The 14294-nt window shown below is 71.1% G+C and carries 13 protein-coding genes; 8 read left to right on the forward strand and 5 right to left on the reverse strand.

Annotated features, from left to right (window positions below):
* Positions 1 to 14: 14 nt before the first annotated feature.
* From ACQB60_RS26825 to ACQB60_RS26845, 5 genes are all read right to left on the reverse strand, one after another.
* A complete protein-coding gene (locus ACQB60_RS26825) occupies positions 15 to 1103 on the reverse strand; it encodes a 2-oxoacid:ferredoxin oxidoreductase subunit beta (RefSeq protein WP_496928689.1) in 1089 nt (362 codons plus the stop codon).
* Positions 1096 to 3027 (reverse strand): 2-oxoacid:acceptor oxidoreductase subunit alpha, encoded by a 1932-nt coding sequence (locus ACQB60_RS26830; RefSeq protein WP_496928690.1) that lies wholly within the window; start codon positions 3025 to 3027, stop codon positions 1096 to 1098. Before ACQB60_RS26830 ends, ACQB60_RS26825 begins: the two co-directional genes overlap by 8 nt.
* Before the next feature lie 303 nt (positions 3028 to 3330).
* A complete protein-coding gene (locus tag ACQB60_RS26835) occupies positions 3331 to 3990 on the reverse strand; it encodes a LuxR C-terminal-related transcriptional regulator (protein ID WP_496928735.1) in 660 nt (219 codons plus the stop codon).
* Positions 3991 to 4415: 425 nt separating this feature from the next.
* On the reverse strand, positions 4416 to 5741 hold the full coding sequence (locus tag ACQB60_RS26840; protein WP_496928736.1) for a sensor histidine kinase: 1326 nt from the start codon (positions 5739 to 5741) through the stop codon (positions 4416 to 4418).
* A 322-nt stretch (positions 5742 to 6063) separates the two neighbouring features.
* Positions 6064 to 7290 (reverse strand): sensor histidine kinase, encoded by a 1227-nt coding sequence (locus ACQB60_RS26845; protein WP_496928691.1) that lies wholly within the window; start codon positions 7288 to 7290, stop codon positions 6064 to 6066.
* A 277-nt stretch (positions 7291 to 7567) separates the two neighbouring features.
* On the opposite strand from ACQB60_RS26845, the gene ACQB60_RS26850 reads away from it, so the two are divergent.
* From ACQB60_RS26850 to ACQB60_RS26885, 8 genes are read left to right on the forward strand one after another with little or no spacing between them, the layout of a single operon-like run.
* Positions 7568 to 7966 carry an NADH-quinone oxidoreductase subunit A gene (locus tag ACQB60_RS26850; protein WP_384830149.1) on the forward strand — a complete coding sequence of 133 codons (399 nt, stop codon included), beginning with the start codon at positions 7568 to 7570 and terminating at the stop codon, positions 7964 to 7966.
* The gene (locus tag ACQB60_RS26855; RefSeq protein ID WP_496928692.1) at positions 7957 to 8610 is read left to right on the forward strand and encodes an NADH-quinone oxidoreductase subunit B; all 654 of its coding nucleotides are present in this window, start codon (positions 7957 to 7959) and stop codon (positions 8608 to 8610) included. Before ACQB60_RS26850 ends, ACQB60_RS26855 begins: the two co-directional genes overlap by 10 nt.
* Positions 8607 to 9707, forward strand: coding sequence for an NADH-quinone oxidoreductase subunit C (locus ACQB60_RS26860; protein ID WP_496928693.1), 1101 nt, complete (start codon positions 8607 to 8609; stop codon positions 9705 to 9707). The genes ACQB60_RS26855 and ACQB60_RS26860 overlap by 4 nt, the downstream gene beginning before the upstream one ends.
* A complete protein-coding gene (locus ACQB60_RS26865) occupies positions 9704 to 10672 on the forward strand; it encodes a complex I subunit 1/NuoH family protein (RefSeq protein WP_384829796.1) in 969 nt (322 codons plus the stop codon). The genes ACQB60_RS26860 and ACQB60_RS26865 overlap by 4 nt, the downstream gene beginning before the upstream one ends.
* Complete coding sequence (locus tag ACQB60_RS26870; RefSeq protein ID WP_496928694.1) at positions 10672 to 11259, forward strand: NuoI/complex I 23 kDa subunit family protein; 588 nt, start codon at positions 10672 to 10674, stop codon at positions 11257 to 11259. Before ACQB60_RS26865 ends, ACQB60_RS26870 begins: the two co-directional genes overlap by 1 nt.
* A complete protein-coding gene (locus tag ACQB60_RS26875; protein ID WP_496928695.1) occupies positions 11256 to 11894 on the forward strand; it encodes an NADH-quinone oxidoreductase subunit J family protein in 639 nt (212 codons plus the stop codon). Before ACQB60_RS26870 ends, ACQB60_RS26875 begins: the two co-directional genes overlap by 4 nt.
* A complete protein-coding gene (gene nuoK, locus ACQB60_RS26880) occupies positions 11894 to 12298 on the forward strand; it encodes an NADH-quinone oxidoreductase subunit NuoK (protein ID WP_384829806.1) in 405 nt (134 codons plus the stop codon). The genes ACQB60_RS26875 and nuoK overlap by 1 nt, the downstream gene beginning before the upstream one ends.
* Positions 12295 to 14292: an NADH-quinone oxidoreductase subunit 5 family protein gene (locus ACQB60_RS26885; RefSeq protein WP_496928696.1), complete on the forward strand. Its 1998-nt coding sequence runs from the start codon at positions 12295 to 12297 to the stop codon at positions 14290 to 14292. The genes nuoK and ACQB60_RS26885 overlap by 4 nt, the downstream gene beginning before the upstream one ends.
* Positions 14293 to 14294: the final 2 nt, after the last annotated feature.

Genomic DNA, 14294 nt, shown 5'->3' on the forward strand with positions numbered 1-14294 from the left:
TGACGTGATCGGTGTCAGCCGACGACGGTCCAGGTGTCGCCGCCGGCGAGCAGGGCGGCGAGGTCTCCCTTGCCGTTCTGCTCGATGGCGGTGTCGAGCTGGTCGGACATGAGCGTGTCGTAGACCGGCCGGTCGGTGGAGCGGAAGACGCCGATGGGGGTGTGGTGCAGGGTGTCGGGGTCGGCGAGGCGGGAGAGCGCGAAGGCCGTCGTCGGGGACGCGGCGTGCGCGTCGTGGACGAGGATCTGCGCCTTGTTGTCCTCGGTGACCGCGACGACCTTGAGGTCCCCGGTGACCGAGTCCCGTACGACGCCCTTGGATTCATCGGTGCCGAAGACGATCGGCTTGCCGTGCTCCAGGCGGATCACGGCCTCCTCGGCCTGCTGCTTGTCCTTGAGGACCTCGAAGGCGCCGTCGTTGAAGATGTTGCAGTTCTGGTAGATCTCCACCAGCGCGGTGCCCTGGTGGTCGGCGGCCTGGCGCAGCACCGAGGTGAGGTGCTGGCGGTCGGAGTCCACGGTCCGGGCGACGAAGGACGCCTCGGCCCCGATGGCCAGGGAGACCGGGTTGAAGGGGGCGTCCAGGGAACCCATCGGCGTCGACTTGGTGATCTTGCCGACTTCCGAGGTGGGGCTGTACTGGCCCTTGGTGAGCCCGTAGATCCGGTTGTTGAACAGCAGGATCTTCAGGTTCACGTTGCGGCGCAGGGCGTGGATGAGGTGGTTGCCGCCGATGGACAGCGCGTCGCCGTCACCGGTGACCACCCACACGCTCAAGTCCCGCCGGGAGGAGGCGAGTCCGGTGGCGATGGCCGGGGCGCGGCCGTGGATGGAGTGCATCCCGTACGTGTTCATGTAGTACGGGAAGCGGGAGGAGCAGCCGATGCCGGAGACGAAGACGATGTTCTCCTTCGCCAGGCCGAGCTCGGGCATGAAGCCCTGCACGGCGGCGAGGATCGCGTAGTCACCGCAGCCGGGGCACCAGCGCACTTCCTGGTCGGACTTGAAGTCCTTCATGGACTGCTTGGCCTCGGCCTTGGGGACGAGCGAGAGAAGCGTCTCGGTCGTGCCCCCGGTACCTTCCGTGGTCGTCGTGTCAGCCATCGATGGCCTCCTTGAGAGCCGTGGCGAGCTGCTCAGCCTTGAACGGCATGCCGTTGACCTGGTTGTAACTGTGGGCGTCCACCAGGTACTTCGCCCGGATGAGGGTGGCGAGCTGACCGAGGTTCATCTCGGGGATCACCACCTTGTCGTAACGCTTCAGGGCCTCGCCGAGATTCCGCGGGAAGGGGTTGAGGTGGCGCAGATGGGCCTGCGCGATGTTCTCCCCGGCCGCGCGCAGCCGGCGCACGGCGGCGGTGATGGGCCCGTACGTCGAACCCCAGCCCAGGACCAGGGTGTTGGCCTGCCCGTTCGGGTCGTCGACCTCGATGTCGGGCACCTCGATGCCGTCGATCTTGGCCTGCCGGGTGCGGACCATGAAGTCGTGGTTGGCCGGGTCGTAGGAGATGTTGCCCGTGCCGTCCTGCTTCTCGATGCCGCCGATCCGGTGCTCCAGGCCCGGTGTGCCCGGCACCGCCCACGGCCGCGCGAGGGTCTGCGGGTCGCGCTTGTAGGGCCAGAACACCTCGGTGCCGTCATCCTGCGTGTGGTTCGGGCCGGAGGCGAACTGCACCCGCAGGTCCGGCAGTTCGTCCACCTCGGGGATCCGCCACGGCTCCGAGCCGTTGGCAAGGTAGCCGTCCGAGAGCAGGAAGACCGGGGTGCGGTAGGTGACCGCGATCCGCGCCGCCTCCAGGGCCGCGTCGAAGCAGTCCGCCGGGGTCTTGGGCGCGACGATCGGCACCGGCGCCTCGCCGTTGCGCCCGTACATCGCCTGCAGCAGGTCGGCCTGCTCCGTCTTGGTCGGCAGGCCGGTCGAGGGCCCGCCGCGCTGGATGTCCACGATCAGCAGCGGCAGTTCGAGCGAGACCGCGAGGCCGATCGTCTCCGACTTCAGCGCCACGCCCGGACCGGACGTGGTGGTCACGGCCAGCGAGCCGCCGAAGGCCGCACCCAGCGCGGCACCGATGCCCGCGATCTCGTCCTCGGCCTGGAAGGTCCGCACACCGAAGTTCTTGTGCTTGGACAGCTCGTGCAGGATGTCGGAGGCCGGGGTGATCGGGTACGAGCCCAGGTACAGCGGCAGATCCGCCTGCCGCCCGGCCGCGATCAGCCCGTACGACAGCGCCAGGTTCCCCGAGATGTTGCGGTACGTGCCCGTCGGGAAGGCGGTGGCGGCCGGGGCGACCTCGTAGGAGACCGCGAAGTCCTCGGTGGTCTCACCGAAGTTCCAGCCGGCGTGGAACGCCGCGATGTTCGCCGCCGCGATCTGCGGCTTCTTCGCGAACTTCGCCTTCAGGAACTTCTCCGTGCCCTCGGTCGGCCGGTGGTACATCCACGACAGCAGACCCAGCGCGAACATGTTCTTGGAGCGCCCGGCGTCCTTGCGGGACAGGTCGAACTCCTTGAGCGCCTCGACCGTCAGCGTGGTCAGCGGCACCGGATGGACGTTGTAGCCGTCCAGCGAGCCGTCCTCCAGCGGAGAGACGTCATAGCCGACCTTCTGCATCGCCCGCTTGGTGAACTCGTCCGTGTTGACGATCACCTCCGCGCCGCGCGGCACATCGGCGATGTTCGCCTTCAGCGCGGCCGGGTTCATCGCCACCAGCACGTTCGGGGCGTCGCCCGGAGTGAGGATGTCGTGGTCGGCGAAGTGCAGCTGGAACGAGGAGACACCCGGCAGGGTGCCGGCAGGGGCACGGATCTCGGCCGGGAAGTTCGGCAGCGTCGAGAGGTCGTTGCCGAACGACGCCGTCTCCGAGGTGAAACGGTCGCCCGTGAGCTGCATACCGTCACCAGAGTCCCCCGCGAACCTGATGATCACCCGGTCGAGACGGCGTACGTCCTTCTCGCCCGCAGGCTTGCGTTGCTCTCCGACGACAGCCCCGTCGGCCTGCTCGGCTGGGCTACTGACCTGGCTGGTCACTGAACTGGACCTCCCTCGAGGCGGCTGAGCTGGAAGGACGGGACGACCGGCCCTCGCAAGGCCCACCCTACGTCGGTGAGGGTTGCCTTCCTCGGGCCTCTCGCATCCTGGACGCTACTTTGAGACGTCGCGATGCCCTGATTCGTCATGGTCTGACCCGCCCCTCGCCCTTCATGGAAAGACGCTCCTCGCTCATCCATTGGTTCTAGGACTGTGTTCTAGGAGTGGTGCTGCGTGTACTGCTGCGCGCGGTTCCGTGACTGGTGCTGTGGCCGGTGCGGTATCTGACAGGGTGTCAGGTTGCTAGGAGTTGAGGTAGGTGAGGACGGCGAGCACGCGCCGGTGATCCCCGTCACTCTGGGACAGGCCGAGCTTCAGGAAGATGTTGCTGACGTGCTTCTCGACGGCCCCGTCGCTCACCACGAGCTGACGGGCGATCGCCGAGTTCGTGCGCCCCTCGGCCATCAGACCGAGGACCTCCCGCTCACGCGGAGTGAGCCCCGCGAGAACGTCCTGTTTGCGGCTGCGCCCCAGGAGCTGGGCCACCACCTCCGGGTCGAGCGCCGTGCCGCCCTCCGCCACCCGGACCACCGCGTCCACGAACTCGCGGACCTCGGCCACCCGGTCCTTCAGGAGATAGCCGACGCCGCGGCTCGACCCGGCGAGCAGCTCGGTCGCGTACTGCTCCTCCACGTACTGCGACAGGACCAGCACACCGAGACCGGGGTGGCGCTGGCGCAGCTGGACCGCGGCCCGCACCCCCTCGTCGGTGTGCGTCGGCGGCATCCGCACATCGGCCACCACCACGTCCGGGAGCGCGCCCTGCTCCCCGAGCTCGGTGACCGTCTTGATCAGTGCTTCCGCGTCACCCACACCCGCGACCACGTCATGGCCGCGGTCGGTCAGCAACCGGGTCAGGCCCTCCCTGAGCAGCACTGAATCCTCGGCGATGACCACCCGCACCTTGTCCTCCACGATGTTCTTGGCCCCCCAGCCCTGTCCCCGCCCCGGTGCAACAGCATCCAGCATCCCAGCATCGCGAGCCGCACGCGCCCGAGCGACGGGGATACGACAGGCTTCGGTGCCCTTGCACCAGCGGTGTCCCGCATCCGAGGGGCGCGGGACGGAGCCCGGATACGGCACATGAGGGCGGGCCGCGCCATGCCTTCGGCGGGCCCGCCCTCATGCGGGACGCCGGGGTGCTCCCCGGGCCGCCCGCGACTGCTTTCCGACTGCTCCGCTCAGAGCCGCCTTCTGACTGCTCCGCTCAACCGCCTACTGGCTTTCCGACTGTTCCGCTCAGCCGCCTACTGGCTTTCCGGCTGTTCCGCTCAGCCGCCTACTGGCCTTCTGACTGTTCCGCTCGGCCGCTTTCCGAACTGTTCCGCTCAGCCGCGCCAGGGCAGCTCGGCCGTGACCGTGGTCGGCCCGCCCTGCGGCGACTCGACCACGAGGATCCCGTCGACCGCGTCCAGCCGCCCGGCGAGCCCCGCGAGACCGGACCCGGCGCTCGCGTCGGCGCCGCCCTGACCGTTGTCCCAGACCTGGAGCATCAGCCGGTTCTCGACCTGCCACACCTCGACGCCGGCCTGCGTGGCCCGGCTGTGCTTGCTGATGTTCTGCAAGAGCTCGGAGACCGTGAAGTAGGCGATGCCCTCGATGGCCGCCGCCGGGCGGGACGGCAGGTCCACCTCGACCTGCACCGGCACCGTGCAGCGGGCGGCGAGCGCCGAGAGCGCCGCGTTCAGGCCGCGGTCGGTGAGGACGGCGGGGTGGATGCCCCGGGCCAGGTCGCGCAGCTCCTGCAGGGCCACCTTCACCTCGCCGTGCGCCTCGTCGACCATGCGCGCGGCGGCCTCCGGGTCCTCGGTCAGCTTCTCCTTGGCCAGGCCGAGGTCCATGGCGAGGGTGACGAGCCGGGCCTGCGCGCCGTCGTGCAGATCGCGCTCGATGCGGCGCAGGTCGGCGGCGGCCGTGTCCACGACGACGCCCCGGTCCGACTCCAGCTCCACCACGCGGGACGCCAGCCGCGACGGCCCGAGCAGCCCGAACACCAGCAGCCGGTCGACGGTGGTCAGGGCCCGGAGGATCCACGGCGTGGCGAGCGTCACCAGCAGGCCGACCAGCGCGACGAGGCCGATCTCGAAGGGGTTGTCGAGGTAGATGCGGTGCTGGTCGTCGCCGTAGATCTGCAGCCCGCCCTGGCCCGCGTACATCGGGAAGACCCAGAACCACAGCGGATACGTCAGCATCGCCCAGCCGTACGACCAGAAGCCCACCCCCACCGCGAACGAGAAGAGCGCCCACGGCATGTGGATCAGCGCGTACAGCAGATGCCGCCAGGAGGCACCGCTCTTGAGCATCGCCCCCATCCACGCGAACGCCCCGCCGCCCCGGGTCCGCAGCGGCTCCGGCGCATCCACCTCGAGGCCGAGCAGGGCGCGGGCCCGCTGCCGCTCCAGGGCGCCGAAGCCCCGGCAGGCGAAGAGGCCGAACGCGAGCACGGGGATGCCGATGAACGTGATCAGGAGCCCGACGCCGAGCGACATCACCGACACCGCGAACGCGAACGCGCAGATGCCGATCGGCAGCGAGAGCACCACATAGCCGAGCTCCCGCCAAGTACGGGCCGCGAGCGGCGCCCGCAGCCCGGAGGGCACCCGATGCCGCCGCTCCGGCGCGTACCCCTGCCCCTGTCCGTACTCCGTGACCATCGGCGTCATCCGTTTCTGCTCCGTTGCTGCTCCGGGAGGCGGCTGCGTCCGGGCCATGCGCTGTCCCGAACGGCGACCGCGTCCGCCCCGTGCGTCGTGTCTCCAGAAGTTGTGCCTCCAGAATCCGCGCCCCGGAGCATCGCTGCCATGGAGCACGTCGGCGTCTTGGCCCGGGGGTTTTCCCTACCTTTGGCGAGCTTCGACGATGGGCAGGGATCACACAGGGGACCCACTCACCCCCTACGGGCACTTCCTTACGGACACCCTCTACGGGCACTTCCTTACGGGTACTTCCTTACGGGCACCCTCTACGGGTACTTCCTTAGGGAGCCGACTTCCGGTCCCGCCACGGCAGTTCAGCCGTGATCGTCGTCGGCCCGCCCTGCGGCGACTCGATGACGAAGAGCCCGTCGACCGCGCCGAGCCGGTCCGCGAGGCCCGCCATGCCGGTGCCGCCGTCGAGGGTGGCGCCGCCGCGCCCGTCGTCCCACACCTGGATCAGGAGCCGCCGGTCGGACCGCCACACGTCGACGCTCGCCGAGCGGGCGCCGCTGTGCTTGCTGACGTTCTGGAGGAGCTCGGAGACCGTGAAGTAGGCGATGCCCTCGATGGCCTCCGCGGGCCGCTCGGGCAGTTCGGCCGTCACCTTCACCGGCACGGTGCACCGCGAGGCCACCGCGGACAGCGCCGCGTTCAGGCCGCGGTCGGTGAGGACGGCGGGGTGGATGCCGCGGGCCAGGTCGCGCAGTTCCTGGAGGGCGAGCTTCACCTCGCCGTGCGCCTCGCCGACCATCTCGGCGGCGGCGTCCGGGTCCTCCAGGAGCTTCTCCTTGGCGAGGCCGAGTCCCATGGCGAGCGCCACCAGGCGGGCCTGCGCGCCGTCGTGCAGATCGCGCTCGATGCGGCGCAGGTCGGCGGCGGCCGTGTCCACGACGACGCCCCGGTCCGACTCCAGCTCCGCGATGCGCCGCTCCAACTCGTCGGACGGGGACAGCAGTCCGCGCACCATCGCCCGGTCCACGTTGGTCAGCCCGCGCACCACGAACGGCAGCACCGGCCACAGCACGAACAGCCCCACCGCGGTGACCGCGAAGGTGACCACGCCCCAGGGCAGCCGCATGACCGCGTACAGCATGGTGCGCCAGCCCACCGGGTCCTTGAGCCCGGTCCACAGCCAGCCGAAGAATCCGCCCCTGCGCCGCGCGGCGGGCAGCGGGCTCGGCTCGTCGACGTGCAGCCCGAGCAGCTTCCGGGCGCGGGCCCGCTCCATCCGCCCGTACCACCGCGCGCCGGCAAGGCCGAGGGCGAGCAGCGGCAGGCCGATGACCGTCACCGACAGCATGCCGCCCGTGAACACCACGGTGACGGCGTAGACGAAGCCGATGACGCCCATCGGCAGGTTCACCAGCAGATGGGCGATCTCCCGCCAGGTGTGCCCGCCGTACGCGAACCGGGCGGGCGGCGGCCCGTCGGCGGACGTGGACGCGCCCGCGGACGCGCCCGCGGACGCGGCTGCGGCGGCGGAGGAGGTCGAAGTGCTCGCGGTCATACGCGCAAGCGTGCCCGGCCGCGCGCCGCGACGCCATGAGGTGCGCTGCCGGGGCGTACGGGGGATAACCCCCCCCCTCTCCGCCCCGGGTTCCTCCCGGTACGCTCCCCGACCCGGTGGCGGGATGGCCGTGACAGATGCCTGACGCTCTGCTTACCGAACCTTTAGCAGGGCCTAGACTCCCGTCCGTACAGATCGTCGAAGCGGGTCCGCAGGGAAACATCCGTGTGGAAGCAGGGGAGTGAGGGCCGACGTGCACGCACCGGCGCACGACCACATGACGCACGATCATGTGTCGCACCTCGCCGCGAGCTACTACCAGTCGTACTCCGTCGTCGGGCTGCTCGCGCTCGTGGGCGTCCTCTTCGTCGGCGTCGCGTTCGGCGCGGGACGGCTGCTGCGCCCCGTCGTGCCGACCCCGGAGAAGCTCCTCACGTACGAGTGCGGCGTCGACCCCGTCGGCGAGGGCTGGGCGCACACCCAGGTCCGGTACTACGTCTACGCGTTCCTGTACGTGATCTTCGCCGTGGACTCGATCTTCCTCTTCCCCTGGGCGACCGTGTTCGCCGCGCCCGGCTACGGCGCGACGACGCTCGTGGAGATGTTCATCTTCCTCGGCTTCCTGGCCGTGGGACTGCTGTACGCATACAAGAAGGGCGTCCTCACGTGGACGTGACCCCGGAGAACCAGAACGCGGTGAACCCGGCGATCCCGGACCCTGTGCCCGTCCTGCTGCCCGAGCCGAAGCGGCTGGGCGCGCTCGCCCGGCTGGCGCCCGAGCCGATGAAGGTGGTCCTCAACTGGGGCCGCCGCTACTCGCTCTGGGTCTTCAACTTCGGCCTCGCCTGCTGCGCGATCGAGTTCATCGCCGCGTCGATGGCCCGCCACGACTTCATCCGGCTCGGCGTGATCCCGTTCGCGCCGGGGCCGCGCCAGGCCGACCTGATGGTGGTCTCCGGCACGGTCACGGACAAGATGGCCCCCGCCGTGAAGCGCCTGTACGAGCAGATGCCCGAGCCGAAGTACGTCATCTCCTTCGGCGCCTGCTCCAACTGCGGCGGCCCGTACTGGGACTCGTACTCGGTGACCAAGGGCGTCGACCAGATCATCCCCGTCGACGTGTACGTGCCCGGCTGCCCGCCCCGGCCCGAGGCGCTGCTCCAGGGCATCCTCAAGCTCCAGGAGAAGATCGCCCGCGAGTCGCTGGGGGAGCGGTACGGCTCCAACGGCGGGGGCTCCAACGGCTCGGGCCGGCCCTCGACGGCCGCCCTCCGCAGCGACCTGGTGAAACCGCCGACGCCGGGGGAGGCACAGGCATGACCGGCTGGCTGCCGAGCCCCGTGGAGGAGCTCTTCGGCGCCGAGGCGACGGCCGAGGAGTCGTACGAGGTCCTGACGGTGGACGTGCCTGCGTCCGCCTGGATCACGGCACTTGAGACGGCGCGCACGACCCTGAACTGCACCTACTTCGACTGGCTGAGCGCCGTCGACGAACCGGGCACCGGCTTCCGCGTCTGCGCCCACGTCGTCGCCCTCGCCCCGGTGCGCCGCCTCCTCGTCCGTACGACGGTGCCGCACGAGGCCCCGGTCCTCGCCTCCGCCGTCGACGTCTACGCGGGCGCCGCCTGGCACGAACGCGAGACCCACGAGATGTTCGGCGTCCGCTTCGAGGACCACCCGCACCTGGTCCCGCTGCTGCTCCCCGAGGGCTTCGAGGGGCACCCGCTGCGCAAGGACTTCGTGCTCGCGGCGCGCGTCGCGAAGGCGTGGCCGGGCGCGAAGGAGCCGGGCGAGGGCGCGGGGCACGGCGCCCCCAAGCGCCGCCAGATGCTGCCCCCCGGCGTGCCCGACCCCAACGAGTGGGGCCCGCTCAAGGGCCAGCTCCCGCCTGCCCCGGCGCGACCGGCGCGGGGCGCGGGCCGCGCGGGCGCCGCGGGTGAGCGCCCTGCGCGGCGGACCCGGACGGCGGGCGAGGGCTCGGCGAGCCAGGCCGCCGCCCCCGCGACGGGCGCGCCGGAGCCCACCGAGGCGAAGCCTCCGCGCCGGGCACGCAGTGCGAGCCAGGGCTCGGCGAGCCAGCGGGCGACGGCCCCGGAGCCCTCGACGACCCCGGAGCGCCCGACGAGGCCGGAACCCCCGGCGACCGGCAGCCCGGACGCCCCCTGGCACCACGCGAAGCCCGCCTTCGACGACCCGAAGCCCAAGCCGGAGCCCGACTCGGCGCCGACGGCGGAGCCGGAAGCCAGGCCGACGTCAGAAGCCAAGCCGGAATCACAGGCGTCAGAAGCAGAAGCAGAAGCAGAAGCCAAGCCGGAGCCAGAAGCCAAGCCGGAGCCAGAAGCCGAGCTGACGTCAGAAGCCAAGCCGGAGCCAGAAGCCAAGCCGGAGTCAGAAGACAATCCAGGAGGAACGGAGTGACCGACGCCCTCGACGTCACCCTGCGGCTCCTCGCCGTCTTCGTCGTCTTCCTCGTGCTGCCCCTGGTCATCGGCCAGACCGAGCACAAGGTGATGGCCCACATGCAGGGCCGCCTCGGCCCCATGTACGCGGGCGGCTTCCACGGCTGGGCCCAACTCGTCGCCGACGGCGTGAAGTTCGCGCAGAAGGAAGACGTCGTCCCGGCCGACGCCGACCGCCGTGTCTTCCAACTCGCCCCCGCCGTCGCCCTGCTGCCCTACCTCCTCGTGCTGATCGCCATCCCGATCGGCCCCGGCGACGGCGCCGTCGGCCAGCTCGTCGACGCGGGCATCTTCTTCGTCCTCGCCGTCATGGGCGTCGGCGTCCTCGGCTCGCTCATGGCGGGCTGGGCCTCGGCCAACAAGTTCTCCCTCCTCGGCGGCCTGCGCACCGCCGCCCAGCTCCTCGCCTACGAACTCCCCATGCTGCTGGCCGCCGCCTCGGTCGCGATGGCCGCCGGAACGGTTTCCCTGCCCGGCATCCTCCACGCCTTCGAGTGGTGGTGGCTGCCCTGGCAGATCGTCGGCGCCCTGGTCTTCTTCGTGGCGGGCCTCGCCGAACTCCAGCGCCCGCCCTTCGACATGCCGGTCGCCGACTCCGAGATCATCTTCGGCGCCTACACCGAGTACACGGGCCTGCGCTTCGCGCTCTTCCTCCTCGCCGAGTACGCGGGGATCGTGGTCCTGTGCGGCCTGACCACCGTCCTTTTCCTGGGCGGCTGGCACGGCCCCGGCGGCGCCGACGGCCTCGGCTGGCTGTGGACCCTGCTGAAGACGGCCGTCCTCGCCTTCGTGGTCATCTGGCTGCGCGTGACCTACCCCCGTCTCCGCGAGGACCAGCTCCAGAAGCTCTCCTGGACCCTCCTCGTCCCGCTCGCCCTCGCGCAGATCGCGCTCACCGGCATCGTGAAGGTGGCGATCAACTAGTGGCTCCGTTCCCCGGCTCCGGCCTGGCCAAGGGCCTGGCCGTCACGCTCCGCACGATGACGAAGAAGACCGTCACCGAGCAGTACCCCGACGTCCAGCCCGAACTCCCGCCCCGCACCCGGGGCGTCATCGGCCTGTTCGAGGAGAACTGCACGGTCTGCATGCTGTGCGCCCGCGAGTGCCCCGACTGGTGCATCTACATCGACTCGCACAAGGAGACGCTCCCGGCGGCCGCCCCGGGCGGCCGCGAGCGCAGCCGCAACGTCCTCGACCGCTTCGCCATCGACTTCTCGCTCTGCATGTACTGCGGTATCTGCATCGAGGTCTGTCCTTTCGACGCGCTGTTCTGGTCCCCGGAGTTCGAGTACGCGGAGACCGACATCCACGAACTCACCCACGAGCGCGACAAGCTCCGCGAGTGGATGTGGACCGTCCCGGCCCCGCCCGCCCTCGACCCGAGCGCCGAGGAGCCGAAGGAGATCGCCGCGGCCCGCAAGGCGGCGGACAAGCTCGCCGCCGCGCAGGCGGCCGCGGCCCAGGAGGCCGAGTCCCCGGGGACCGCTGCCGGAACGGAGGGCGACGCGTGACTCTCGCGGCCACCGCCCCCCAGGGCTTCCTCTCCCCGACCGGCGTCGAGATCGCCTTCCTGCTCGTCGGCCTCGTCACCCTCGGCGCTGCGGTCATCACCGTCACCACCAAGCAGCTGGTGCACGCGGCGCTGTGGCTGGTCGTGGCGCTCGGCGGGCTCGCCGTCGAATACCTGCTCCTCACGGCCGAGTTCATCGCCTGGGTCCAGGTCCTGATCTATGTGGGCTCCGTCGTCGTCCTCCTCCTGTTCGGTCTGATGCTCACGAGGGCGCCCATCGGCCGCTCCCCGGAGGCCGATTCGGGCAACCGGCCGGTCGCGCTCGCGGTGGCCGTCGCCGCCGCGGCCGCCCTGGTCTGGGTGGTCGTCGACGCCTTCCGCGCGCAGTGGATCGACGTGGACTCCCCGCAGGGCTCCACCGACGTCACCGGATCGATCCTGTTCCGCCACTGGGTGCTGCCCTTCGAAGCGCTCTCGGTCCTCCTCCTCGCGGCCCTGGTCGGCGCGATCGTCCTGTCCCGCAAGAAGGACGCCGACGAGAGCACCGACGGAAAGGCCCCCGCCCGGCGCACCGCTTCGGGCCGTTCAGGCCGCGCGGATCGTTCGGATCGTTCGGATCGAGAGGAGACCAACTGATGCACCTCGCCTATCCCGCGGTCCTCGCCGTCCTCCTCTTCTGCGTCGGCCTCTACGGCGTGCTCGCCCGCCGCAACGCGATCCTGGTCCTGATGTCCGTCGAGCTCATGCTCAACGCGGTCAACCTCAACCTCGTCGCCTTCGACGTCTGGCTGCGCGACGCCCTGCACGCCGGGCAGGCGCTGACCCTCTTCACGATCGCCATCGCAGCCGCCGAGATCGGCATCGGCCTCGCGATCGTCCTGGCGGTCTACCGCAACCGCGGCACGTCCGCCGTCGACGACCTCCGCGACACCGCCGAACGCCCCGACGACCCCGATGACCCGGACGACGGTGCCGAGGGCGCCGCCGCTGACGAACCCGCCCCCGCGGAGCCGTCACAGAAGGCTGAGGCCACCGCGTGACCACGACCACCCTCGCCGTACTCGTCCCCCTCCTGCCGTTCCTCGGCGCGGCCGCCGGTCTGCTCCTCGGCCGCCGGGCCCCCGGTCTCGTCCGCCCCCTCGCCGTCCTGCCCACGCTCACGGCCCTTGTGCTCGCCGTGCTCGTGGCCGTCCGCCAGGGCGGCGATCAGTCCGTCGACGCCGCCACCGAGCTCACTCCGACCGGCTCGGTCCCCATCGAACTCGCCCTGCACATCGACGGCTTCGCGGCCCTCGTCGCCGTCCTGGTCGGCGTGGTCGCTTCCTGTGTGCAGATCTACTCGACGGGCTATCTGCGCGACGACCCGCGCTACCCCTCGTACGCCGCTCTCGTCTCCCTGTTCACCTCCGCGATGCTGCTCGTCGTCTACTCGGGCGACCTGATGGTTCTCCTGGTGGGCTGGGAAGTCATGGGCATCTGCTCGTACTTCCTCGTCGGCCACTACTGGGAGACCCCGGAGGCCCGCGCCGCCTCGCTCAAGGCGTTCCTGGTCACCAAGCTCGGCGACGTCCCCTTCCTGATCGGCCTGTTCGCGCTCGCCACGGACGCGGGCTCCTTCCGCATCACGAAGATCCTCGCGACGGTCGCGGACGGCGGCCTCGACCACCCGACGCTGATCGCCCTGCTCCTGCTCGCCGGAGTGGCGGGCAAGTCCGCGCAGTTCCCGCTGCACACCTGGCTGCCCGACGCGATGGCGGGCCCCACGCCCGTCTCCGCGCTGATCCACGCCGCGACGATGGTCGCCGCCGGTGTCTACTTCGTCGCCCGGCTCCTCCCGGTCTTCGCCGCCTCGCAGGCGGCGCTGATCGTCCTCGCGGTCATGGCCGCCGTGACCATGGCAGGTTCGGCCCTCGCCGCGCTCGCCCAGGACGACATCAAGCGCGTCCTTGCGTACTCGACGATCGGCCAGCTCGGCTACATGACCGGCGCCCTCGCGGTCGGCGACCGCGGCGCCGCCGTCTTCCACCTCCTGTCTCACGGCGCCTTCAAGGCGCTCCTGTTCCTCGCCGCGGGCGTGATCATCCACGCCGCGGGCACCAACTCCCTGGCCGCGATGTCCCGCATGAAGGACCTCCGCGACCGCGTGCCCGACGCCTACTGGACGATGAGCGTGGCGCTCCTCGCGCTCGCCGCGATCCCGCCGTTCAGCGGCTTCTTCTCCAAGGAGGCGGTGCTCGGGTCCGCCGAGCACGCCGCCACCGGCCACGCCGAGTCCGTCCCGCACGCGGCGGGCTGGATCGTCCTCGTCGCCGCCCTGGTCACCGCCCTCCTCACGGCCGCCTACGCGACCCGCCTGTGGCTGCTCGCCTTCCGGGGCAAGGGAGCCGCGGCCCCCGACCACGGCAGGCAGCCCGTCACCATGACCGCCGTGCTCTGGGTGCTCGCCATCCCCTCACTCGCCTTCGGCCTCTCCGTCGGTGTCCTTCCCGACTGGTTCGACGGCCGCGAACTCACCCCGACCCTGACCACCTCCGTCCTCGGCACGGGCTTCGCCCTGGTCGGCGCCCTCGTCACCTACGGCGCGTGGCGGCACACCTCGGCCCTCGCCGCCCGCGTCCCCCTGGGTGCCGTCGCCGCCGACCTTCCGGACGCCGACGGCGGACTCGTCGAGGCCGAGGCCATCGCCACGCACACCGTCGAGTACGGCGACCCGGCGAGCGCCCCCGACCCGGCGGACCCGGGCCGTCTGCTGCTGGGCCCCCTGCACCGGCACGCGGCCGTCGGCTTCCACCTCGACGCCGTCTACGCGGCCCTGTTCGTGCGCCCGGTCCAGGCCGCGGCGAGCCTCGTCCGCTTCCTCGACCGCGAGGTGGTCGAGACCTACGTACGCGGTGCGAGCGCCGCCCCCCGCTGGCTGGGCGCCGCGGTGCGCCGCGCCCAGACGGGCAACGTGCAGACCTACCTCAGCGCGCTGCTCGCGGGCGCCGTCGTCCTGGCTGTCGCCGCCGTCCTCGTCGCCACCGCCGGAGCGTGAGC

This window comes from Streptomyces odontotermitis (genome assembly GCF_050510915.1).
Taxonomy (GTDB): domain Bacteria; phylum Actinomycetota; class Actinomycetes; order Streptomycetales; family Streptomycetaceae; genus Streptomyces.